The sequence below is a fragment of the Kitasatospora sp. NPDC096147 genome, assembly GCF_044763225.1.
Classification (GTDB): domain Bacteria; phylum Actinomycetota; class Actinomycetes; order Streptomycetales; family Streptomycetaceae; genus Kitasatospora.
Map to the genome: position 1 here is coordinate 29,356 of NZ_JBIWFX010000010.1, position 20,085 is coordinate 49,440.

Here is a 20,085-nt window from a genome sequence, read left to right on the forward strand (position 1 = left end):
CGACTGATCAGCCGATTTGCCCGACAGAAAGCTCAGAACAAGCTCAGATTAATCTCGGCGGACCTAGCCACGCGGCCGGTCGACCGTGACATACTGCGTACGCGCTCCGCATCCCCCGTCGGAGCGACAGACCGACGCCGGGCGGCTCCCCCCGTGGCTGCCCGGCGTCGTCGTGCTCGGGTACAGGGAACGGCAGCTCCATGGACAGCCCCTCGATCAACCTCTTCGGCCCGGCGGACGGCCCGGAGGGCCCGCCGGTGTGCTCGGCGAAGGGCTGCCGGCAGCCCGCGCGGTGGGTGCTGGTGTGGAACAACCCCAAGCTGCACACCCCGGACCGGAAGAAGACCTGGCTCGCCTGTGAGGACCACCGGGAGAGTCTGGGCCAGTTCCTCGGCGTCCGCGGCTTCCTGAAGGAGATCGTCGCCCTCGCCGACTGGCAGGACCCCGAAGAGGACTGACCGACCGTCAGCCACCCGCAGGGTCTGCCGTGGTCGGCCCCCGTGCCGCCGACCGGAGCCCGTGCCGTCAGCCGCCGATCGCCGACATCGGCCGGTCCGGCTGGTGGAAGTCCGGGTCGTCGATCCCGGCGCCCGCCTTCTTGCCCCACATCGCGGCCCGCCAGAGCGCGGCCAGCTCGGCGTCGCCCGCGCCGCTCCGCAGCGCGGTGCGCAGGTCCGTCTCCCCGGTGGCGAACAGGCAGTTGCGGACCTGGCCGTCGGCGGTCAGCCGGGTGCGGTCGCAGGCCCGGCAGAACGGGCGGGTGACGGAGGCGATCACGCCCACGGTGGCCGGGCCGCCGTCCACCAGCCAGCGCTCGGCCGGGGCGGCGCCCCGGGCGGCGGAGGGCTCGGGGGTCAGCGCGAAGCGGGTGCGCAGCCGCTCCAGGATCTCCCCGGCGGTGACCATCCGCGTGCGGTCCCAGCCGTGCTGGGCGTCCAGCGGCATCTGCTCGATGAAGCGCAGCTGGTAGTCGCGCTCCAGGCACCAGCCGAGCAGGTCGGGGGCCTCGTGCTCGTTGACCCCGCGCATCAGTACCGCGTTGAGCTTCACCGGGGTGAGCCCGGCGGCCTCGGCGGCGGCCAGGCCGGCCAGCACGTCGTGGTGGCGGTGACGGCGCGTCAGGGTGTGGAACAGCTCCGGGTCCAGGGTGTCCAGCGAGACGTTCACCCGGTCCAGCCCGGCCGACTTCAGCGCGGCGGCGGTGCGGGCCAGACCGATGCCGTTGGTGGTGAGCGAGATCTCGGGACGGGGCTCCAGCGCGGCGCAGGCGGTCACGATGGACACCAGGCCGGGACGGAGCAGCGGCTCGCCCCCGGTGAACCGGACCTCCCGGACGCCGAGTTCGCGCACCGCGAGGGTGACCAGCCGGACGATCTCCTCGTCCGTCAGCAGGTCGCTCTTGCCGAGCCACTGCAGGCCCTCCTCGGGCATGCAGTAGGTGCAGCGGAGGTTGCAGCGGTCGGTCAGGGAGACCCGGAGGTCCACGGCCTGCCGGCCGTAGGTGTCGAGGAGCACGGAGCCCGGCCTCCTTCCCTGGAGCGTGACTGGCCCGGCCGCCGGTGACGGCGGGCCGGGCCAGCTTAACGCCGTGATCGCCCACGGCCGCGTGCACATCCGGTGGGCGGGACCGACCGGTCGTCACTGGGCCAGGTGTCCAGTGTGCTCCTCAGTGCGCGCCCAGGCCGGTGAGCGAGCGGACCTCCAGCTCGGCGGCCTTGGCCGGGTCGGCCTTCTCCCGGGAGAGCACGGTGCCCAGCCAGCCGGCCAGGAAGCCGATCGGGATGGAGACCAGGCCCGGGTTCTCCAGCGGGAACCAGTGGAAGTCGCTGTGCGGGAAGAGCGAGTTCTTGCCGCCGGAGACCACCGTGGAGAAGAACACCAGGGTGACCGAGCTGATCAGACCGGCGTAGACCGAGCTGACCGCGCCGGTGGTGTTGAACCGCTTCCAGAACAGCGAGTACAGCAGGGTGGGCAGGTTGGCCGAGGCGGCCACCGCGAAGGCCAGCGCCACCAGGGCGGCGGCGTTCAGCTTGTCGGCGAACAGGCTCAGCACGATCGCCACCGCGCCGATCCCGATCGCGGCCAGCTTGGCCGCCCGGACCTCCTCCTTCTCGTCCGCCTTGCCCTTGCGGATCACGTTGGCCCACAGGTCGTGGGCGAAGGAGGCCGAGGAAGCCAGGGTGAGGCCGGCCACCACGGCCAGGATGGTGGCGAAGGCGACCGCCGAGATGACGGCCAGCAGGATCGCGCCGCCGGTCGTACCGGCTCCGCCGCCGAGGAACTCGGCGAGCAGCGGGGCCGCCGTGTTGCCGGAGGCGTTCGACGCCTTGATGTCCTTCGGCCCGACCAGCGCGGCGGCGCCGAAGCCCAACGCCAGGGTCATCAGGTAGAAGCCGCCGATGATGCCGATCGCCCAGAGCACCGACTTCCGGGCCACCTGGGCGGTGGGCACGGTGTAGAAGCGGACCAGGATGTGCGGCAGGCCGGCGGTGCCGAGCACCAGGGCCAGGCCCAGGCTGAGGAAGTCCAGCTTGGTGGTGCCGGTGACCCCGTACTTGAGCCCGGGCTCCAGGAATGCCGAGCCCTTGCCGGCCTTGTCGGCGGCGGCCTGGAGCAGGTGGGAGATGTTGAAGTCGAACTTGGCCAGCACCAGCACGGTCATCAGCCCGGCACCCGCGATCAGCAGCACCGCCTTGACGATCTGCACCCAGGTGGTGCCCTTCATGCCGCCGATGGCCACGTAGATCACCATCAGGGCACCGACCGCGACGATGGTCCAGCGCTTGGCGCCGTCCCCGCTCACCCCGAGCAGCAGGGCGACCAGCGAACCGGCGCCGACCATCTGGGCCAGCAGGTAGAAGATCGACACCACGATGGTGGAGATGCCCGCCGCGGTGCGCACCGGGCGCTGCCGCATCCGGAAGGCCAGCACGTCGGCCATGGTGTAGCGGCCGGAGTTGCGCAGCGGCTCGGCCACCAGCAGCAGGGCGACCAGCCAGGCCACCAGGAAGCCGATCGAGTAGAGGAAGCCGTCGTAGCCGAAGAGCGCGATGGCTCCGGCGATGCCGAGGAAGGAGGCGGCGGACATGTAGTCGCCGGAGATCGCCAGGCCGTTCTGGAAGCCGGTGAACCCCCGGCCGCCGGCGTAGAAGTCGGCGGCGTCGTTGGTCTGCCGGCCGGCCCAGATCGTGATGCCGAGGGTGGCGAGCACGAAGAGGCCGAACAGCGTCATGGTCAGGCCGCGGTGCTCGGTCGCGGCGCTGGCCAACGGTGTGCCGGCCAGCGAGGTGACTGCCTGGGCGTTCATGCGCCGGCCTCCCGGGGGTTCGCGGCCGCAGCGCCCTCGCGGATCGCGGTGGCCTTCGGATCGAGGTGGCGGTTCGCGTACCGGGCGTACCAGGCGGCGATGCCGAAGGTGGAGGCGAACTGCAGCAGGCCGAGCAGCAGGGCCATGTTGACCGCGCCGAACAGCTTGATCGCCATGAAGTCGTGCGCGTAGCTGGAGAGCAGCACGTACAGCAGGTACCAGAGCAGGAAGCCCGCCGTGACCGGGAAGACGAACCCCCGGAACGCCCTCCTCAGGGCGGCGAACTCCTCGCTCTGTTCGATGAGTTGGACTTCCGTGGGCGTGCCCTCGGGGGTCGATGGGGTTTCCACTCGGCGGCTCCTGTGATGTGTCGGCGGCACAGTGGGGAACGAACGGACGTGAGGGGCGTCACAGTCGCGGATGCCGCTGCATGCTAGGGCCTGCGGAGGTGGGCACGACAGACCCCGTGCCGTAGATCGCCGCCACAACGTCAGGAAGGCGGTGCCGCCGTGCGGCACCGCCTTCCTGAGTGGGCGTCAGAAGGAGATCCGGACCTTCAGCGCCTCGCGGTCCTCCATCGCCCGGTAGCCCTCCGGCACCTCGTCCAGGCCGACCGTGCGGTCGAACACCAGGCCGGGCTCGATCCGCCCGTTCAGCACGTCCGCCAGCAGCTCGGGGATGTACGCCCGGGCCGGGGCGACGCCGCCGCCGAGCCGGACGTTCCGGTTGAACATCTGGCCGATGTCCACGCCCGCGCTGCCGCCGTGCGGGACGCCCACGTAGCCGACCCCGCCGCCGTCCCGGGTGATCGAGATCGCGGTGGTCATCGACTCCTCGGTGCCGACCGCCTCCAGCACGGCGTGCGCGCCCTGACCGCCCGTCAGCTCGCGGACCGCCTCGACCGCCGCCTCGCCGCGCTCGGCCACCACGTCGGTGGCGCCGAACTTCCGGGCTATCGCGGTCCGGGCCTCGTGCCGGCCGAGCGCGATGATCCGCCCGGCGCCGAGCCGGTGCGCCGCCAGCACCCCGCAGAGGCCGACCGCGCCGTCCCCGACCACCGCGACCGTGGCGCCGGGCGTCACGCCCGCCGCCAGCGCGGCGTGGTGGCCGGTGCTCATCACGTCGGAGAGCGCGAGCAGGTGCGGCAGCAGGGCCTGGTCGGTGGCCGCGTCCTTCGGCAGCTTCACCAGGGTGCCGTCGGCGTGCGGCACCCGGACCGCCTCGCCCTGGCCGCCGTCGGAGCCGGGCTCGCCCCAGAAGCCGCCGTGCGGGCAGGAGGTCTGCAGGCCGTCCCGGCAGAAGTCGCAGACGCCGTCGGACCACATGAACGGGGCCACCACCAGGTCACCGGCGGCCAGGCCGGACACCCCGGAGCCGGTCTCCTCGACGATGCCGAGGAACTCGTGGCCGATCCGCTGGCCGGGCTGACGCTTCGCCACCCCTCGGTAGGCCCAGAGGTCGCTGCCGCAGATGCAGGCGTTGAGCACCCGGACGACGGCGTCGGTCGGGTGCTGGACCTTCGGATCCGGCACCTCCTCGATCCGGATGTCGTGGGGGCCGTGGATGACGGTGGCGCGCATGAGGGGTCTTCCTTCGTGCTGGTGTTCTGGTGGTGCCGTCCGGTAGGACGTTCTGCCACCTCCACGGTATTCCTGGTGTCGGATACGCCACTTTCCGGGCGGTTCACGGGCCCCGGAGGGAGGGTCCGGCGACCGGTGTGGGCGTGCGGCCCTAAAGTGGTTCCTCATGTACGCGATCCAGCCCCCGGACGACGAGCCCCTCTGGGCCCCGTCGTTCCCGGCCCAGCGCACCCCGGACACCCTGCCGGAGGCCCCCGGCTTCGCCGTGGTCGACGTCGAGACCACCGGTCTCGGGCGGCAGGACCGGGTGATCTCGGCCGGTGTCTACCAACTGGACGCGCACGGCGAGGTGACCGACCACTGGTACACCCTGGTCAACCCGCAGCGGGACCCGGGCCCGACCTGGATCCACGGCCTGACCAGCGCGGCACTGGCCGGCGCCCCCACCTTCCCCGAGGTGGCCGGGGAGTTCGCCGCCCGGCTGGCCGGCCGGGTCATGGTGGCGCACAACGCGCTCTTCGACTGGAACATGATCTCCCGCGAGTTCTCCCGGGCCGGCCTGCGCGCCCCGGTCGAGCAGCGGATCTGCACCATGGTGCTCTCCCGCGACCTCGGCCTGCCGCTGCCCAACGGCAAGCTCGCCAGCCTGGCCGCGCACTTCGACGTGCACCAGCGCCAGGCGCACAACGCGCTCGACGACGCCCGGGTGCTCGCCGAGGCCTTCCGGCCCAGCCTCCGGCTGGCCCGCGAGTTCGGCGTGCCGCTGCCGCTGACCACCTGCGTCGCGGTCACCGACTTCGACGACACCCCGGCCCCGGCCGGCTCCTCGCGCTCGTACGGCTCCTCCTACCGCCCCAGCCGCAAGCGGCCCGCCTGCCCCTACCCCAACCCGGGGCGCTGGGTGGACGGCCGCCCGCTGAAGCAGGGCATGCGGGTGGCCATCACCGGGGACACCGCCACCGACCGCGAGCTGCTGGAGGACCGCGCGATCGAGGCCGGCCTGCACATCGCCTCCTCGGTCAGCCGGCTCACCAGCCTGCTGGTCACCAACGAGGCCGGCAGCTGGAGCGGCAAGGCCCGCAAGGCCCGCGAGTACGGCACCCCGGTGATCGGCGAGGACGCCTTCCTCCACCTGCTCCGCGAGGTCGCCGCGCACGACGCGGACTGACCTGCGGTCAGCGCGGGGCACGGGGGCGCGGACGACGGACGGCCTGCCCCCACCTCACCCCCCGTCACTTCCCGCCCCCGCGCGCGCTTCCCCACGCCCCGGCGGAGACCGCCCCGCCGCCGACTGCCGCGCCGGCCGACCTGCCGGCCGCCGTCCCGGCCGCGGCGCCTGCCGAGGCCCCGGCGGCGGACCCGGACGCGGTGCGCAGCCGGAGCCGTCGCCCTCGCCCGCCCCCTCGCCCCGCCCCAAACCACCCACAGAGCACCACCCCACCCCCGACCCCAGCGGGACGCCCCGCCCCTCACCCACTCCCCACCCCAAGCCGCCCGCAGGGCACCACCCCACCCCCGACCCCGGTGTGACTCCGCCGTGTGAAGGCGCGTAGTTTGCCGATGTGTACCGTTTTCTGCTGTCCCGGCGCTGGGCCTTCATCGCCCTCCTCGTGCTGCTGCTGGTCCCGACCATGGTCAAGTTGGGCTTCTGGCAGTACCACCGCCACGAGGCCCGGGTCGCCCGCAACGAGCTGATCGCGCAGAGCCTGACCGCTCCCGCCGTCCCCTTCGAGACCCTCTCCCGCCCGGGTGCGGCCGTGCCGAAGGACCTCACCTGGCGGACCGTCAACGCCACCGGCGTGTACGACCCGGCGGCCGAGTTCGTGATCCGCAACCGCACCGAGCCGGGCGGCAGCAGCATCGGCTACTTCGTGATCACCCCGCTCCGCCTCGCCGACGGCGCCGGCACCGTGCTGGTCAACCGGGGCTGGGTGGACTCGGCCGGCGACGCCACCAGCTACCCCACCGTCCCGGCCCCGCCCACCGGCCAGGTGAGCGCCACCGGGCGGCTGCGCGGCGACGAGAGCGCGGAGAGCCTCGGCACCAAGAAGCGCGGCAAGCTGCCGGACCGTCAGTACCAGGTGATCGACAGCCACGAGCAGGCCGAACGCCTCGGCACCCCCGTACTCGGCGGCTTCCTGGAGCTCACCGCCTCCACCCCGGCCCAGGGCAGCGCGCCCACCCTGCTGGCCGAGCCCGACCACTCCTCGATCGGCGCGCACATGGCCTACGCCGTCCAGTGGTGGCTGTTCGCCGGCATGCTCCCGGTCGGCATGGTGGTGCTGGCCCGCCGCGAGGCCCGCGACCGCGCCGCCGAGGCCGCCAAGGCGGCGGCCGGGGTGGCCGGCACCCCGGAGCCGGTCACCACCTGACGCTCCGTCCGACCCCCGTCGTGCGGCAGGATGTGCCCATGGATCTCGGACTGCAGGACAAGGTGTACGTGGTCACCGGCGCGACCCGGGGCCTGGGCTTCGCCACGGCGCGCGAGCTGCTCGCCGACGGTGCCCGGGTGGTGGTGAGCGGCCGTACCAAGGAGGCGGTGGACGCGGCGGTGCACGCCTTGGACGCCCCCGGCCGGGTGCACGGCGTGGCGGCCGACAACGCCGACCCCGGCACGGCGGCCCAGCTGGTGCACGCGGCGGTGGCCGAGTACGGCCGCCTGGACGGCGTGCTGGTCAGCGTCGGCGGCCCGGCCGCCGGGACGGTGCTGGAGACCACCGAGGCGCAGTGGCAGTCCGCCTTCGAGTCCGTGGTGCTCGGCGCCCTGCGGATCGCCCGCACCGCCGCCGCCTCGCTCACCGAGGGCGGCGTGATCGCCTTCGTGCTCTCCACCTCGGTCCGCCAGCCGGTGCCCGGCCTCGGCATCTCCAACGGGCTGCGCCCTGGCCTGGCGATGGCCGCCAAGTCGCTGGCCGACGAGCTCGGCCCGCGCGGCATCCGGGTGCTCGGCCTGCTGCCCGGCCGGATCGCCACCGACCGCCTGCGCGAGCTCGACGCCCTGAGCGGCGACCCGGCCGCCGCCCAGCAGCGGGCCGCCGCCACCATCCCGCTCGGCCGCTACGGCACCCCGGAGGAGTTCGGCAAGGTCGCCGCCTTCGCCCTCTCCCCCGCCGCCTCCTACCTGACCGGCGTGATGATCCCGGTCGACGGGGGTGCCCTGCGCAGCCTCTGACGCCCACGGTTCGGGCGGGGTCAGCCGGGACGCTCCCAGACGGTGACGTCCAGCTTCGTCCGGCCCCCGCCCACCGAGGCCACCCTGAGGAAGCCCGCTCGGAAGTCCTCGGTGCCGAAGCAGACCACCGACCCCGGCCGCACGTCGGCCGTCCGCTGCCCCAGCTGGCTGTCCAACCGGTCCGCGCAGTCGTCGAACCCCGGGGGCGCCGCACCGGTCCAGGGCACGAAGGCCTTCCCGACGAGCTGCCCCGGCTCGCAGACCAGCGCACAGGCCAGGCCGATGTCGCCCATCGGAGCCCGGTGCGGCGGGACGGTGTCCAGCGACCAACCGGTCACCGCCAGCCCGTTGTCGTGTCCGTCGTCGAGCAGCAGGCTGCCCTGCCACCGCACGGCCGGGACCGGCTTGCGGGTCGGCCCGGGGCTGGGGCTCGGACTGGGGACGGGGCTGGGGTCGGTCTCGGGCGAAGGGCTGGGCCCTGACGTGGGCGTGGGCGTGGGCTCGGGCGTGGGCTCGGGCTCGGGCGTGGGCGTGGGCTTCGGGGCGGGAACGGGCGGTGCGGGGGCCGGTGTCGTCACGACCGCCTGCGGCGCCGAGGACCCGCCCCCACCGATCAGCCGCTCCGTGACCTGGTCCCAGCTGGCGAACCCGAACCACGCCAGGACGCTCAGCAGGACCGGTACCACCCCGAGCCAGAGCACCAGTTGTTCACGGCGGCGGTCGGCCTGGTCGGGCCGGCGCTCCCCCTCCCCGGCCCCGCCGTCGGCCTCCTCGTCCCCCACCGGCTCCTGCCCGCCACTGCCCCGTGTCATCGGCTCCCCCGTCCGCAGACGACCAATCACCTGGACCGCAGGGTAGCCGGGCCGGGCGCCCCCGGCGAGAGGGCGTCCTCAGGTCACCCGGGGCCTGGCTGCCGCCCGGCGCGGCGGGGCGGGCGGACGGACCACCCGCACCCGCAGCTCGGCCGGCAGCTCACGGGCCAGGGTGCTGCGGGCGTGCGCGAACGGGCCGCTGTGCAACTGCTCCAGGGTGTCGGCCGGGTCGGCGTCCGGGGTCAGGCGGACGGCGGCGCGCAGCCGCAGCCGCTTCGGGGGGCCGGTCAACTGGGCCCGTACCCGGGCGACTTCGGGCAGCGCGATGGCCTCGGTCTCGACCGCGTCGGCCAGCGCCCGGGTGCGTAGCCGCAGGCTGAGGCCGGGCGCGGTGACCGGCAGTGCGACGGTGGCGGGACCACTGCGACGCACCTGGGCGACCAGCCACCACAGGCCGCAGGCCACCGTCAGCCCGAGCACCGCGAAGAGTGCCGGCCACCACCAGCCCTCGCCGGTCCACCGGGTCCGCGAGGCGTCGCTGAACACCGGCTGGTCCGGGGAGGTGAGCGGCCAGCGCGACGGCGGGGTCCAACCGATCCGCCCGTACAGGTCCAGGCCACCGGCCAGCACCAGCACGCCGCCGGCCAGCAGGGCCACTCCGGCCAGCAGCAGGATCGCGCGGTTCACCGTGCCCCGGCTCATCGGCGCCTCCGTCCGGTCCGGACGTCCAGGCGGTGTGCCCCGGCCAGCGGCACCCTGGCCAGCTCGGCCCGCAACTCCCGCTCCACCGAAGCCGGTTCGGCGTCCCCGTCGATCCGCACCACGGTCCAGCCCCGCCCGGTGCGGACCTTGGCGGAGTCCACCCCGTCGATCCGCTCGGCCCACCGGGCGACCAGGGCGGAGACCCCGGCCCGGTCGATCACCGCCCCCGGCCGGCCGAGCGGCAGCCAGCGCCGCTGACCGGGCGTCAGGGCCAGCAGCAGGAGCCACCCGCCGAGCAGCAGGGCGGCCCCGGCGGCGATCAGCACCACCGGATCGTCCAGGTGCCGCCGGGCCAGCTCGTCGGCGGTCTCCGAGCGCCAGGCCCGGGCCGTACCGCCGGCCCGGACCGCCGCCGCGTCGTACAGCAGCGCCCCGCCGGCCACCAGGCCGGCCACCACCACCAGCCCCGCCCAGAAGGTCCGGTCCGAACGCAACCGCCGTACCCTGGAGTGGGATTGATCCGCCGTCAGCTGCTCAGCCACGCGGCACCAGCCGTTCCACCACGACCACGACCTCGCCGACGGAGCGGCCGGTGAGTTCGGTCAGCCGCTCCTGCACGGCGGCCCGCACCCGCTCCGCCAGCGCGGCGAGATCGGCCGGGAACGGAAGCTCCACCCCGACGGTCAGCCGGACGGCACCGTGCAGCTCCGAGACGGCGGTGCGCCGCACCGTGCCGCCAGTGACAGCGCCGCCGCCGACCACGCTGCCGGCCGCCGCGTCCTCGGCCAGCGCCTGCCGTGCCGCCCGTGCGGCCAGCCGGGTGAACACCCGGTCGGCGATCCGGAGTTGCCCGCGCTCGACCGCCGGTACGGTCGCCGCCACCCCACCCGCTGTGGTCAACGGCGCCGGTCCCGGCCGCGCAGCAGCTCACTCAGGTCACCGAGCTCCAGGTCACCGTCGATCAGCCGGCCGGCCACGAAGCCGACCGCGCCGAGCGCCGCCACCAGGAGGAAGGCGGCGAACCCGCCGAAGTACCCGGCGAAGCCCAGGGCCATCCCCACCACCAGCCCGATCAGGCCGAGATTCATCCGCCTTCACCCTCCGCTCTCCGGTCTACTGCACCCTGGACCGACGGCCGCTGTCGGCCTCGGGCTCTTCCTCGTCCTCGTCCGGCTCGTCGGGCAGGTGGACGTCGTTCACGGCGATGTTCACCTCGACCACCTCCAGGCCGGTCATCTTCTCCACGGCCGACACGATGTTGGCCCGCACCTCGGCCGCCAGCTTCGGGATCACCACGCCGTACTCCACCACCAGCGCGATGTCGATGGCGGTCTGCTTCTCCCCCACCTCGGCCTTGATGCCGCGCCCCACGCTGGACTTGCCGCCGGGCACCCGGTCCCGCATCGCGCCGAAGGTCCGGGAGAAGCCCGACCCCAGCGCATGGATACCGTTCACCTCCCGGGCGGCCATTCCGGCGATCTTCTCGACCACGCCGACGGCCAGCGCGGTACGGCCGCGCTCCTCGGCGGCGGCGGGCTTCGCGGCGTCGTTCTTCGCCAGGGCGGCGGGCGTCGGGCTCTCGGGCATCAGTGGCTCCTCGCGGTACGGGTCCAGCTATATCGCAGACCAGGCCAACTCTGACATTCCGCCACGAACCATGCCCGCCAGGACGACCGGACGGCCCAAGCGGAGCCCGCCCCGCCGGAGCGCCGCACCACACCACCGCGCCGCCGCACCACATGCCGAAGGGCCCGCCCCCCAACCGGGGAGCGGGCCCTGACGGTGCGCCGGATCAGTCGCCGATCCCGGCCAGGTCGCGCAGGCGGCGGGCCTGGGCGGCCCGCTCGGCGGTGCGCTGCTCCTCGTAGTCGCGGCCGGCGGCACCCTGGAGCAGGGCCTTGGTCTCGATGACGGCGCTGCGCGGGGCGGCCAGCAGCGCGGCGGCGAGGTCGCGGACGGCGGCGTCGAGGTCGGCGGCGGGGACCGCGAGGTTGGCCAGGCCGGTGGCCACCGCCTCCTCCGCGCCGACCTGGCGGCCGGTCGCGCAGATCTCCAACGCCCGGGAGTAGCCGACCAGTTCGACGAGCGGCTTGGTACCGGCCAGGTCGGGGACCAGACCGAGCGAGGTCTCCTTCATGGCGAAGCGCACGTCCTCGGCGACCACCCGGATGTCACAGCCGAGGGCCAGCTGGAAGCCGGCGCCGACCGCGTGGCCCTGGACGGCGGCGATCGAGATCAGATCCGGGCGGCGCCACCAGGTGAACGCCTCCTGGTAGGAGGCGATGGTCTCGTCGAGGTCCTTGTCGTCGGCCGCCGCGAGCTGGAGGAAGTTCCGCTCCCCCGGGATGCCCTCGGGGGTGAACATCGCCCGGTCCAGCCCGGCGGAGAAGGACGGACCCTCGCCGCGCAGCAGGACCACCCGGACGGTGCCGGGCAGGCTGCGGCCGATGGCGGTGAGCGCCCGCCACATGGCGGGCGACTGGGCGTTGCGGCGCTCGGGACGGCAGAGCGTCACCACGGCGGTGGCGCCGTCGAGCTCGAACCGGACGCCGGCCTGCTCCAGGAGCTGCTGGTCGAGGTCGGCGGCGGGGCTGGTCATGGGCGGTACCTCCGGCGGCGGGGTGACTGGCTACCGGAGAGTAACAAAAACCCGGAGCGCCGGACAGTACCCCTTTTCCGACGCCGTCGGCCGGCTTGCCGGAGCACCTTCGGCGCCCCTTCGACCACACCCCGGGCGGGCCCGGAAAAACGACGATCGGCGGTCCGGGATTCCGGCCGCCGATTCGTCTGGAGCTGAGTGGTGACGCCTGTGGCGTGGAGCTGCGTGGTGCTACGGACTTGCTGGCGCTCGGGTCAACTGGCGCTGCCCGGCCGGACCACCTGGACTGACGGTCCGTCAGGAACCGGAAGCCGCAGCAGCCTTGCCCTTGCCCCGCGTGGCACCGCCACGGCCCCGGAGATTGACCCCGGATTCGCTGAGCATGCGGTGCACGAAGCCGTAGGAACGGCCGGTCGATTCCGCGAGCGCGCGAATGCTGGCTCCGGAGTCGTACTGCTTCTTCAGATCGGCCGCGAGCTTCTCACGCGCGGCACCAGTCACCCGGCTGCCCTTTTTCAGAGTCTCGGCCACCCGTGCCTCCTCGTAACTGTGCTGCTCGGTCAGATTCCCATGATCACCCATAGCCAGGCTCCTGGCCACCCATTCGACAAGGTCGATACCGGGAAAGCGCAGTCTGCCGGTCGTGATCGCAGCGCACAAGGGCGCTCACCAAGAGTGCTCGCGCCCCCTCGGGCTGCACACGAGGGGATCGGGTGAAGGGCGAAAGAGCTGATCAGCACGGGCGGACAGGGGCGTGAACATCGCCCGCACACGAGTGGAACTCCTCAAACGGAATCCGGGAGTCTCCCATTCCCGGATTCCGTCAGAGACCGGCTTTTCTACGTCGGATATGGGAGCGGGCGTCTACTCCGGCCGCTCGGTCGGCCGGTCAGGCCAGCGAGACCAGGTCCTGGTAGGCCGGGCTCCAGAGGTCCTCGACGCCGTCCGGGAGCAGGATGATCCGCTCCGGCTGGAGCGCCTCGACGGCGCCCTCGTCGTGGGTGACCAGGACCACCGCTCCGGCGAAGGTGCGCAGCGCGCCGAGGATCTCCTCGCGGCTGGCCGGGTCCAGGTTGTTGGTGGGCTCGTCGAGCAGCAGCACGTTGGCGGAGGAGACCACCAGCGAGGCCAGCGCGAGGCGGGTCTTCTCCCCGCCGGAGAGCACCCCGGCCGGCTTGTCGACGTCGTCGCCGGAGAACAGGAAGGAGCCGAGGATCTTCCGGATCTGCACCAGGTCGGTGTCCGGGGCGGCCGAGCGCATGTTCTCCAGCACGGTCCGCTCGGGGTCGAGGGTCTCGTGCTCCTGCGCGTAGTAGCCGATCTTCAGACCGTGGCCCGGGATCACCTCGCCGGTGTCCGGCTCCTCGACGCCCGCGAGCATCCGCAGCAGGGTGGTCTTGCCGGCACCGTTGAAGCCCAGGATGACCACCCGCGAGCCCCGGTCGACCGCCAGGCCGACGTCGGTGAAGATCTCCAGCGAGCCGTAGGACTTGGAGAGCCCGGTCGCGGTCAGCGGGGTCTTGCCGCAGGGGGCCGGGTCCGGGAAGCGCAGCTTGGCGACCTTGTCGGAGACCCGGGCCTGCTCCAGGCCGGAGAGCAGCTTCTCGGCGCGGCGGGCCATGTTCTGCGCGGCCACCGTCTTGGTCGCCTTGGCCCGCATCTTGTCGGCCTGGGCGTTGAGGGTGGCGGCCTTCTTCTCGGCGTTGGCGCGCTCGCGCTTGCGGCGCTTCTCGTCGTCCTCGCGCTGCTGCTGGTACTGCTTCCAGCCCATGTTGTAGATGTCGATGGCGGCGCGGTTGGCGTCCAGGTAGAAGACCTTGTTGACGACCGTCTCGACCAGGTCGACGTCGTGCGAGATGACGATGAAGCCGCCCTTGTAGGTCTTCAGGAAGTCCCGCAGCCAGACGATCGAGTCGGCGTCGAGGTGGTTGGTCGGCTCGTCGAGCAGCAGGATGTCGGAGTCCGAGAAGAGGATCCGGGCCAGCTCGACGCGGCGGCGCTGACCACCGGAGAGGGTGTGCAGCTCCTGGCCCAGGATGCGGTCCGGCAGGCCGAGCGCGGCGGCGATGGTGGCCGCCTCCGCCTCGGCGGCGTAGCCGCCCTTGGTGAGGAACTCGGTCTCCAGCCGGGCGTACTTCTTCATCGCGTTGTCGCGGGTGGCGCCCTTGCCGTTGGCCATCCGCTCCTCGTTCTCGCGCATCTTCTTGAGCACGGTGTCGAGACCGCGGGCGGAGAGGATGCGGTCCCGGGCGAGCACGTCCAGGTCACCGGTGCGCGGGTCCTGCGGCAGGTAGCCGACCTGGCCCGAGCTGGTCACGGTGCCGCCGGCCGGCAGGCCCTCGCCGGCCAGCACCTTGGTGAGGGTGGTCTTGCCGGCGCCGTTGCGGCCGACCAGGCCGATCCGGTCGCCGGGGGCGATCCGGAAGGAGGCGGACTCGATGAGGACGCGGGCACCGGCCCGCAGTTCGAGCGCGTTGGCGGCAATCATGGCTGTGGGTACTCCTGGACGTGGCGGGGGCAGCGGACGGCGGGCATCTGGCGGGCGCTGCGCGCGCTAATGCCGGGAGGGAACAGCCATGCGGGCCAGTCTACCGGCAGCCCGGAGTGGCCCCGAAGGATTAACCTCCGGGGCGGGTGGCGCCGGGCGGCCGAGGCACCGGCCACGGCCGGGGGCGGGTCAGCCGGTGGGGCAGCTGGGGCGCGGGTGCAGGGCCGCGAAGTCCGAGGTGCAGGCGGACTCGGGGGCGGCGTGGCGGGTGTCGTAGACCCGGGTGCCGAGCACCGGGCCGTCCTCGATGGAGACCCGCTGCTCGTCGAGCGGGCGCAGCACCACACCCGGGCCGGCGCCGAGCTGGAAGCCCCGGCCGTTCAGCTTGAAGCCGGTCACCCCGCCCGGCAGCGGGCCGCCGGCGCTGGTGGTGCCGACGCAGGAGCGCGGTACCAGGACCGCGAAGTCGGTGTGCACGGCCCGCATCGGGTCGTACGAACAGCCGGACGGCGGGCGGGAGTTGAAGCGCAGATCGCCGTCGGCCTCCCGGAAGCCCATGGTCAGCGCCGGGGTCACCACGGCGACCCAGCCGCCGTCCGCCTCGTTCACCGGCTGGAGCGCGGCGGCGGCCCGGCGGACCGCGGTGGCCAGCTTCGCGCTCTCGGTCCGGGTGCCGGCGTCCTTGAGGTCGGTGCCGGCCAGCCACTCGGCGAGGCCGGGGACGGCGCGGTGCCAGCGGACCTCGTGGTCGGCGGGCCGCACCGAGGTGACCATGCCGTCGTCCCAGACCACCACCGCGTTCTCGCCGACCATCGACAGGTGCAGGGCGGTCGCGCCCTCCCGGCGGTAGGACCACAGGTGCTCGTCGGTCAGCCGGTCGTACGCCTCCAGACCGGGGCCGACCTTGAGCTCCAGGGCACCGGTGGCCCGGGACTGCGCGCCCACCGGGCTGGCGTCCACCGCACCCGGCTTGACCAGGACGTCACCGAACGGGACCGGCTTGTTGGCGTGCGCGGCGGCACCCGCGCCGAGCACCACGAGGACGGCGGCGGCGGGCAGCAGGGATCGTCGGACGGGGACAGGCGGCTTCCAGGACACGGTGGGAGGCTACCCGGGCCGGGCCCGCCCCGTCAGCTCGACCCGACGCGCGCGGCGGATGTGCCGGCGACTTCCGGAAGTCGTCCGACCCCGGCGGACCTGGGGTTCTCGGCGGGCGGGCGTCCCTCGCCACGGCTAGGGTGCGACTGCTGTCACCCGACGGACTGTTACAGAGGTGGTACTCGATGCAGTTTGACGACCAGGCGGATCTGGACACCTCCCAGGTCCAGGACCGGCGCGGGATGTCGGGCGGCGGGAAGGCCGCGATCGGCGGCGGGGCGGTCGGGTTGATCGGCCTGGTGCTGGCCCTGCTGCTGGGGGTGGACCCGGCCAGCGTGGGGCTCAGCGACGGCGGCGCGGGCACCACCACGGCCGGCACCACCACGGCCAACGAGGTGGACGACACCTGCAGGACCGGCGCGGACGCCAACCGACGGCAGGACTGCCGGATCGTCGGCGTGGTGAACAGCGTGCAGGACTTCTGGCGGCAGGAGTTCACCCGGCGGGCCGGGGCCTACTCGCCCGCCCAGACGGTGCTCTTCACCAACCAGGTCTCCACCGCCTGCGGCGCCGCGAGCTCGGCCGTCGGCCCGTTCTACTGCCCGGGCGACCGCAAGGCCTACTTCGACCTCGGCTTCTTCAACGAGCTGAGCACCCGCTTCGGGGCCAAGGGCGGCCCATTCGCCGAGGCGTACGTGGTGGCGCACGAGTACGGGCACCACATCCAGAACCTGACCGGGCAGATGAAGAAGGTGGGCAACGACCGGCAGGGCGCGGACAGCGGCTCGGTGAAGCTGGAGCTCCAGGCGGACTGCTACGCCGGGGTCTGGGCGTACAACGCCACCCGCACGCCGCTGGCCGCGACCGGGCGCCCGCTGATCACCTCGCTGACCGACGCCGACATCGCGGCCGGCCTGGACGCCGCCGCCGCGGTCGGCGACGACCGCATCCAGCAGCAGGCCCGGGGCCGGGTGAACCCGGAGAGCTGGACCCACGGCTCCTCGGCCCAGCGTCAGCAGTGGTTCACCACCGGCTTTCGCACCGGCGACATGGCCAAGTGCAACACCTTCGGCTGATCGGCCCGGCGGCGACCCGGACCGCCGACCGCCGACCGCGCGCTGACCGCCCGTCAGCCCGGTGCCCCGGCGGCGGGTGACTCCTTCGGCTGGACCGTCCGGACGCGCGTCCGCGACCTACCACTATCGAGTGACATGAGGCTTTTCTGACGGTCTGTGGGATTACCGTCGTGCCTACGGGCCTGCCCGGGCCCCGGCACGCCTCCCGAGGAGAAGACCCATGCGATTCGGCCGCCTCACGCTGGCCGCCGCCGCGCTGCTGCTGGTGACCACCGCGAGCGTCCCCGCCGGCACCCCGCTGAGCCAGACCGAGCGGCACGCCTCGCTCTCCTCGGACGCCATCGAACCGCGCGGCGCGGCCCCCCGCCCGAACGTCAAACGGGCGCTGCACGAGCCGCCGTTCGGCGCCTTCGTCGGCTCCTGGGACAACTACATCCCCAACATCGCCCGGATGGCCACCTGGCTCAAGGGCGCCAACATGCAGGTCGGCCACACCTACCTGGCCGGGAACGGCTGGAGCGACGTCGAGGGCGAGACGGTGGTGCTCGGCCTCTGGTCGCAGTGGAAGCTGGCCGACCCGCAGCGCAAGCTGGTGCTCGGCGTGCCGATGCTGGTGCCGAACGAGAACGACACCCCGGACGCCGAGGTGGCCAGGCTGCTGGCCCGGGGCAACAAGGGCGAGTTCGACCAGCACTTCCTCAAGCTGGCCCGCAAGCTGGTCGCGCTCGGCGGCCACGACACCATCCTCACCCTGGGGTGGGAGATGAACGGCATCACCTACACCAGCCGCTGCAAGCCCGACCCGACCGCCTGGAAGGCGTACTGGCGGCGGATCGTGACGGTGATGCGCTCGGTGCCGGGGCAGCACTTCAGGTTCGACTTCAACCCGACCCGGGGGCTGGACGCCATCCCGTGGACCAGGTGCTACCCCGGCGACGACGTGGTCGACATCATCGGCATGGACAGCTACGACCAGCCGGCCGGCGCCACGTTCGACGAGTTCGTCTCCGAGCCCTACGGGCTGCAGGACCAGGTCGAGTTCGCCGCCAAGCGCGGGAAGCCGGTCTCCTACCCGGAGTGGGGGCTGTTCCACAACGGCGACAACCCCGAGTTCGTCCGGCGGATGGTCGAGTGGATCCGCACCCACGACACCGCCTACCAGACCGTCACGGACTACTGCCCGCACGGCTTCTGGCAGTGCGACCGGAACCCGCGCTCCAGCCGGGTCTTCAAGGAGCTGATGACCGGCTCCAAGGGCGCCACCGCGCCGTCAGCCGCGCATCCGGGCCAGTAGCACCCGCTTCAGCCCCGGCATCCGGGTCCGCAGCTGGTGCACCAGCGCCAGCCGGACCCGGACCCGGGCGGCCCGGGCGACCGCCCAGGGCGCCACCCGGCCGGGGCCCAGCACCAGCCGCTGGTTCGCCAGTTGGTCCGGGCGCCAGCGCTGCTTGTACGGCTCCTGGCCGCGCAGCAGGCTGAGCACCGGGATGTCCGCCGCCCGCACCTCGTCCAGGGCCGCCCCGAACAGCAGCCCGGCGATGTCGAGGCGCTCGCGCAGCGCCGGGGTGGCGCCGTACATGTAGAGGCCGCCGAAGGACGGGCAGAGCAGCACCAGGTTCACCGCCACCACCTCGCCGTCCAGTACGAAGCGGTGCAGCGCGGCCCGGCCGGAGGCCACCAGGCCCCGGGTGGACTCGGTCAGGTGGGCGGCGAACCGCTCGGTCCGGTGCTCGGGGGTGACCCCGCGATCGGCCCACTGCTCGAAGTGCAGGGCCAGCAACTCCCGCACCGTCTCCGGGACTTCCTCGACGGCGACGGCGCGGACCTCGACCCCGGCCTCGGCGATCTTGCGCAGCTTCACCCGGCTGCGCTGGGCGGTCTTGCCCGGCAGCCGCTTGAGCACCTCGGCGATCGGCACGGCCGGCAGGTACTGGCAGAGCGAGTCGGTGAAGCGGTGGCCGCGACCGCGCCAGTGCCGGTACACCTGCTGGACGGCGGCCTCCGGGTGCACCTCGCGCAGCTCCAGGGAGTGCCACGGGCGGTGCAGTGGGAGGGCGGCGGCCAGTTCGGCGGCAGCGCGGTCGGCGCAGGAGTCGTCCAGCAGCACGTCGGTGAAGTCCACCAGGCCCGCCCCGAGGTTGGTCAACCCCCCGAACGGGCCCCGGCGTTGCAGCGCCACCGCGCCGACCAGCCGGTCGTCCCGGCGGACCAGCACGAGCACCAGCCCGCCCGGCCGGCCGTAGTGCCGCCACCAGGAGGCCAGCCAGCAGGAGGCCTGGAACGGGGTGGCGGTGGAGCAGCGGGCGGCCAGCTCGTCCCACTCGGCCGCCAACTGCTCCAGGGCGTCGTCCTCGCGGCGGATCTCGGCCCGCCAGCGCGGCTGACCCGAGCCGGTCTGGCTGGGGAGGCTGATGCCGGAGATCTCGATGGTCATCGCCGACTCCCCGCCTGCTGCGGTTCCTTGGCGCCGGCCTGGTCGGCCCCGCCGGCCTTCGCATCGGCCTTCGCGTCGGCCTTCTCGGCAGCCTCCGCCCGGCGCTTGGGCACCTCCAGGGAGAGCGCCACGGTGCGCTCGGAGTCCTCGGCGGGGGCGGCCGGAGCGGCGGGGGTGGCGGGCTGCTCGGGCTCGGCGGTGCCCGGGCGGGGGCGGCGGGTCATCATCACCAGCGCGCCGAGCAGCAGCCCGCCGGCCGTGCCGACCGCGATGTCCAGCGTGGTGGACGGGGTGGACGGGCGGTCCGGCTCGGCGGCGGTGGCCAGCGGGACCAGCCGGACGCCGGTCTCCTTGCTGCTGGTGTTGGCGAAGGCGATCAGCGACTTGGCGACCGCGTCGGCGGAGCGGGCCGCGTCGGCCGCCCGCCGCCCGGTGCCGGTGATCTCGATCACCGGCGCGTCCGGGGAGGTGGTGCCGCGGACCTGCTGCTCCAGCTCGGTGACGGACCGTCCGGTCTCCGCGACCGCCCCGGCCAGCACCTGCGGCTGCCCGGCCAGCCGGCCGTACGCCTGCGCGAAGTTGACCGCGGTGGCGCTCTCCCCCGGCCCCTGCGGGACCACCACCACGTAGGAGTTGGCGGCGTAGCTCGGGTGCGCGACCACGGCGTAGCCGGCTCCCGCGACGGCGCCCAGCGGCACCGCGACGGCGATCGGCCACCAACGGCGGGCTCGGCTCAGTACGGACATGTGGGTACTCCTTGTCGGGCGAGTGGCCACGCCCGGGCGCGGGGAACGGCGCGCACCGGGCGGCGGGCCAG

At 73.5% G+C, this 20,085-nt stretch carries 22 protein-coding genes; 6 read left to right on the forward strand and 16 right to left on the reverse strand.

The annotated features are described in order from the left end of the window. The first annotated feature begins 200 nt into the window (after positions 1 to 200). Entirely contained in the window at positions 201 to 458 is a 258-nt protein-coding gene (locus ACIRBX_RS27255; protein WP_402300427.1) for a hypothetical protein, read from the forward strand. Between the two features lie 67 nt (positions 459 to 525). Here the strand turns inward: ACIRBX_RS27255 and moaA are convergent, their stop codons facing one another. The 4 genes from moaA to ACIRBX_RS27275 all read right to left on the reverse strand — a co-directional run bounded on the left by moaA (position 526) and on the right by ACIRBX_RS27275 (position 4,887). Next, the gene (gene moaA / locus ACIRBX_RS27260) at positions 526 to 1,515 is read right to left on the reverse strand and encodes a GTP 3',8-cyclase MoaA (RefSeq protein ID WP_402300429.1); all 990 of its coding nucleotides are present in this window, start codon (positions 1,513 to 1,515) and stop codon (positions 526 to 528) included. Positions 1,516 to 1,666: 151 nt separating this feature from the next. Next, positions 1,667 to 3,307 carry a cation acetate symporter gene (locus tag ACIRBX_RS27265; protein ID WP_402300431.1) on the reverse strand — a complete coding sequence of 547 codons (1,641 nt, stop codon included), beginning with the start codon at positions 3,305 to 3,307 and terminating at the stop codon, positions 1,667 to 1,669. After that, entirely contained in the window at positions 3,304 to 3,657 is a 354-nt protein-coding gene (locus ACIRBX_RS27270; RefSeq protein WP_402300433.1) for a DUF485 domain-containing protein, read from the reverse strand. Before ACIRBX_RS27270 ends, ACIRBX_RS27265 begins: the two co-directional genes overlap by 4 nt. A gap of 186 nt (positions 3,658 to 3,843) precedes the next feature. Continuing rightward, on the reverse strand, positions 3,844 to 4,887 hold the full coding sequence (locus ACIRBX_RS27275) for a zinc-dependent alcohol dehydrogenase family protein (protein ID WP_402300436.1): 1,044 nt from the start codon (positions 4,885 to 4,887) through the stop codon (positions 3,844 to 3,846). A gap of 166 nt (positions 4,888 to 5,053) precedes the next feature. On the opposite strand from ACIRBX_RS27275, the gene ACIRBX_RS27280 reads away from it, so the two are divergent. The 3 genes from ACIRBX_RS27280 to ACIRBX_RS27290 all read left to right on the forward strand — a co-directional run bounded on the left by ACIRBX_RS27280 (position 5,054) and on the right by ACIRBX_RS27290 (position 8,059). Beyond that, positions 5,054 to 6,055, forward strand: coding sequence for a DEDDh family exonuclease (locus tag ACIRBX_RS27280; RefSeq protein WP_402300437.1), 1,002 nt, complete (start codon positions 5,054 to 5,056; stop codon positions 6,053 to 6,055). A 394-nt stretch (positions 6,056 to 6,449) separates the two neighbouring features. After that, positions 6,450 to 7,259, forward strand: a complete 810-nt coding sequence (locus ACIRBX_RS27285) for an SURF1 family protein (RefSeq protein ID WP_402300439.1) — start codon at positions 6,450 to 6,452, stop codon at positions 7,257 to 7,259. Positions 7,260 to 7,297: 38 nt separating this feature from the next. Next, on the forward strand, positions 7,298 to 8,059 hold the full coding sequence (locus ACIRBX_RS27290) for an SDR family oxidoreductase (RefSeq protein WP_402300442.1): 762 nt from the start codon (positions 7,298 to 7,300) through the stop codon (positions 8,057 to 8,059). A 20-nt stretch (positions 8,060 to 8,079) separates the two neighbouring features. Here the strand turns inward: ACIRBX_RS27290 and ACIRBX_RS27295 are convergent, their stop codons facing one another. From ACIRBX_RS27295 to ACIRBX_RS27340, 10 genes are all read right to left on the reverse strand, one after another. After that, positions 8,080 to 8,871 carry a hypothetical protein gene (locus tag ACIRBX_RS27295; protein WP_402300445.1) on the reverse strand — a complete coding sequence of 264 codons (792 nt, stop codon included), beginning with the start codon at positions 8,869 to 8,871 and terminating at the stop codon, positions 8,080 to 8,082. A 78-nt stretch (positions 8,872 to 8,949) separates the two neighbouring features. Continuing rightward, positions 8,950 to 9,573, reverse strand: a complete 624-nt coding sequence (locus ACIRBX_RS27300) for an alkaline shock response membrane anchor protein AmaP (RefSeq protein WP_402300448.1) — start codon at positions 9,571 to 9,573, stop codon at positions 8,950 to 8,952. After that, entirely contained in the window at positions 9,570 to 10,067 is a 498-nt protein-coding gene (locus ACIRBX_RS27305; protein ID WP_402300450.1) for a DUF6286 domain-containing protein, read from the reverse strand. The genes ACIRBX_RS27300 and ACIRBX_RS27305 overlap by 4 nt, the downstream gene beginning before the upstream one ends. A 40-nt stretch (positions 10,068 to 10,107) precedes the next feature. Further along, positions 10,108 to 10,455: an Asp23/Gls24 family envelope stress response protein gene (locus ACIRBX_RS27310; RefSeq protein WP_402300452.1), complete on the reverse strand. Its 348-nt coding sequence runs from the start codon at positions 10,453 to 10,455 to the stop codon at positions 10,108 to 10,110. Positions 10,456 to 10,469: 14 nt separating this feature from the next. Beyond that, the gene (locus ACIRBX_RS27315) at positions 10,470 to 10,661 is read right to left on the reverse strand and encodes a hypothetical protein (protein ID WP_345290762.1); all 192 of its coding nucleotides are present in this window, start codon (positions 10,659 to 10,661) and stop codon (positions 10,470 to 10,472) included. Between the two features lie 25 nt (positions 10,662 to 10,686). Beyond that, a complete protein-coding gene (locus tag ACIRBX_RS27320; RefSeq protein ID WP_402300455.1) occupies positions 10,687 to 11,160 on the reverse strand; it encodes an Asp23/Gls24 family envelope stress response protein in 474 nt (157 codons plus the stop codon). 205 nt (positions 11,161 to 11,365) lie between these two features. Then, positions 11,366 to 12,172: an enoyl-CoA hydratase/isomerase family protein gene (locus tag ACIRBX_RS27325; protein ID WP_402300458.1), complete on the reverse strand. Its 807-nt coding sequence runs from the start codon at positions 12,170 to 12,172 to the stop codon at positions 11,366 to 11,368. A 297-nt stretch (positions 12,173 to 12,469) separates the two neighbouring features. Continuing rightward, complete coding sequence (locus tag ACIRBX_RS27330; protein ID WP_402300461.1) at positions 12,470 to 12,703, reverse strand: helix-turn-helix domain-containing protein; 234 nt, start codon at positions 12,701 to 12,703, stop codon at positions 12,470 to 12,472. Between the two features lie 358 nt (positions 12,704 to 13,061). Beyond that, on the reverse strand, positions 13,062 to 14,660 hold the full coding sequence (locus tag ACIRBX_RS27335) for an ABC-F family ATP-binding cassette domain-containing protein (RefSeq protein WP_402300464.1): 1,599 nt from the start codon (positions 14,658 to 14,660) through the stop codon (positions 13,062 to 13,064). A gap of 189 nt (positions 14,661 to 14,849) precedes the next feature. Further along, positions 14,850 to 15,758 (reverse strand): hypothetical protein, encoded by a 909-nt coding sequence (locus ACIRBX_RS27340; protein ID WP_402300466.1) that lies wholly within the window; start codon positions 15,756 to 15,758, stop codon positions 14,850 to 14,852. A 185-nt stretch (positions 15,759 to 15,943) separates the two neighbouring features. Here ACIRBX_RS27340 and ACIRBX_RS27345 point away from each other — a divergent pair, with 185 nt between their 5' ends. Continuing rightward, on the forward strand, positions 15,944 to 16,834 hold the full coding sequence (locus ACIRBX_RS27345; RefSeq protein WP_402300468.1) for a neutral zinc metallopeptidase: 891 nt from the start codon (positions 15,944 to 15,946) through the stop codon (positions 16,832 to 16,834). Between the two features lie 220 nt (positions 16,835 to 17,054). After that, a complete protein-coding gene (locus ACIRBX_RS27350) occupies positions 17,055 to 18,128 on the forward strand; it encodes a glycoside hydrolase family 26 protein (RefSeq protein ID WP_402300469.1) in 1,074 nt (357 codons plus the stop codon). Here ACIRBX_RS27350 and ACIRBX_RS27355 read toward each other — a convergent pair. Together ACIRBX_RS27355 and ACIRBX_RS27360 are read right to left on the reverse strand one after the other, a co-directional pair. Then, positions 18,105 to 19,268 carry a GNAT family N-acetyltransferase gene (locus tag ACIRBX_RS27355; protein ID WP_402300472.1) on the reverse strand — a complete coding sequence of 388 codons (1,164 nt, stop codon included), beginning with the start codon at positions 19,266 to 19,268 and terminating at the stop codon, positions 18,105 to 18,107. The genes ACIRBX_RS27350 and ACIRBX_RS27355 overlap by 24 nt on opposite strands. Continuing rightward, complete coding sequence (locus ACIRBX_RS27360) at positions 19,265 to 20,014, reverse strand: lipopolysaccharide biosynthesis protein (protein WP_402300475.1); 750 nt, start codon at positions 20,012 to 20,014, stop codon at positions 19,265 to 19,267. The genes ACIRBX_RS27355 and ACIRBX_RS27360 overlap by 4 nt, the downstream gene beginning before the upstream one ends. Between the last annotated feature and the right edge of the window lie 71 nt (positions 20,015 to 20,085).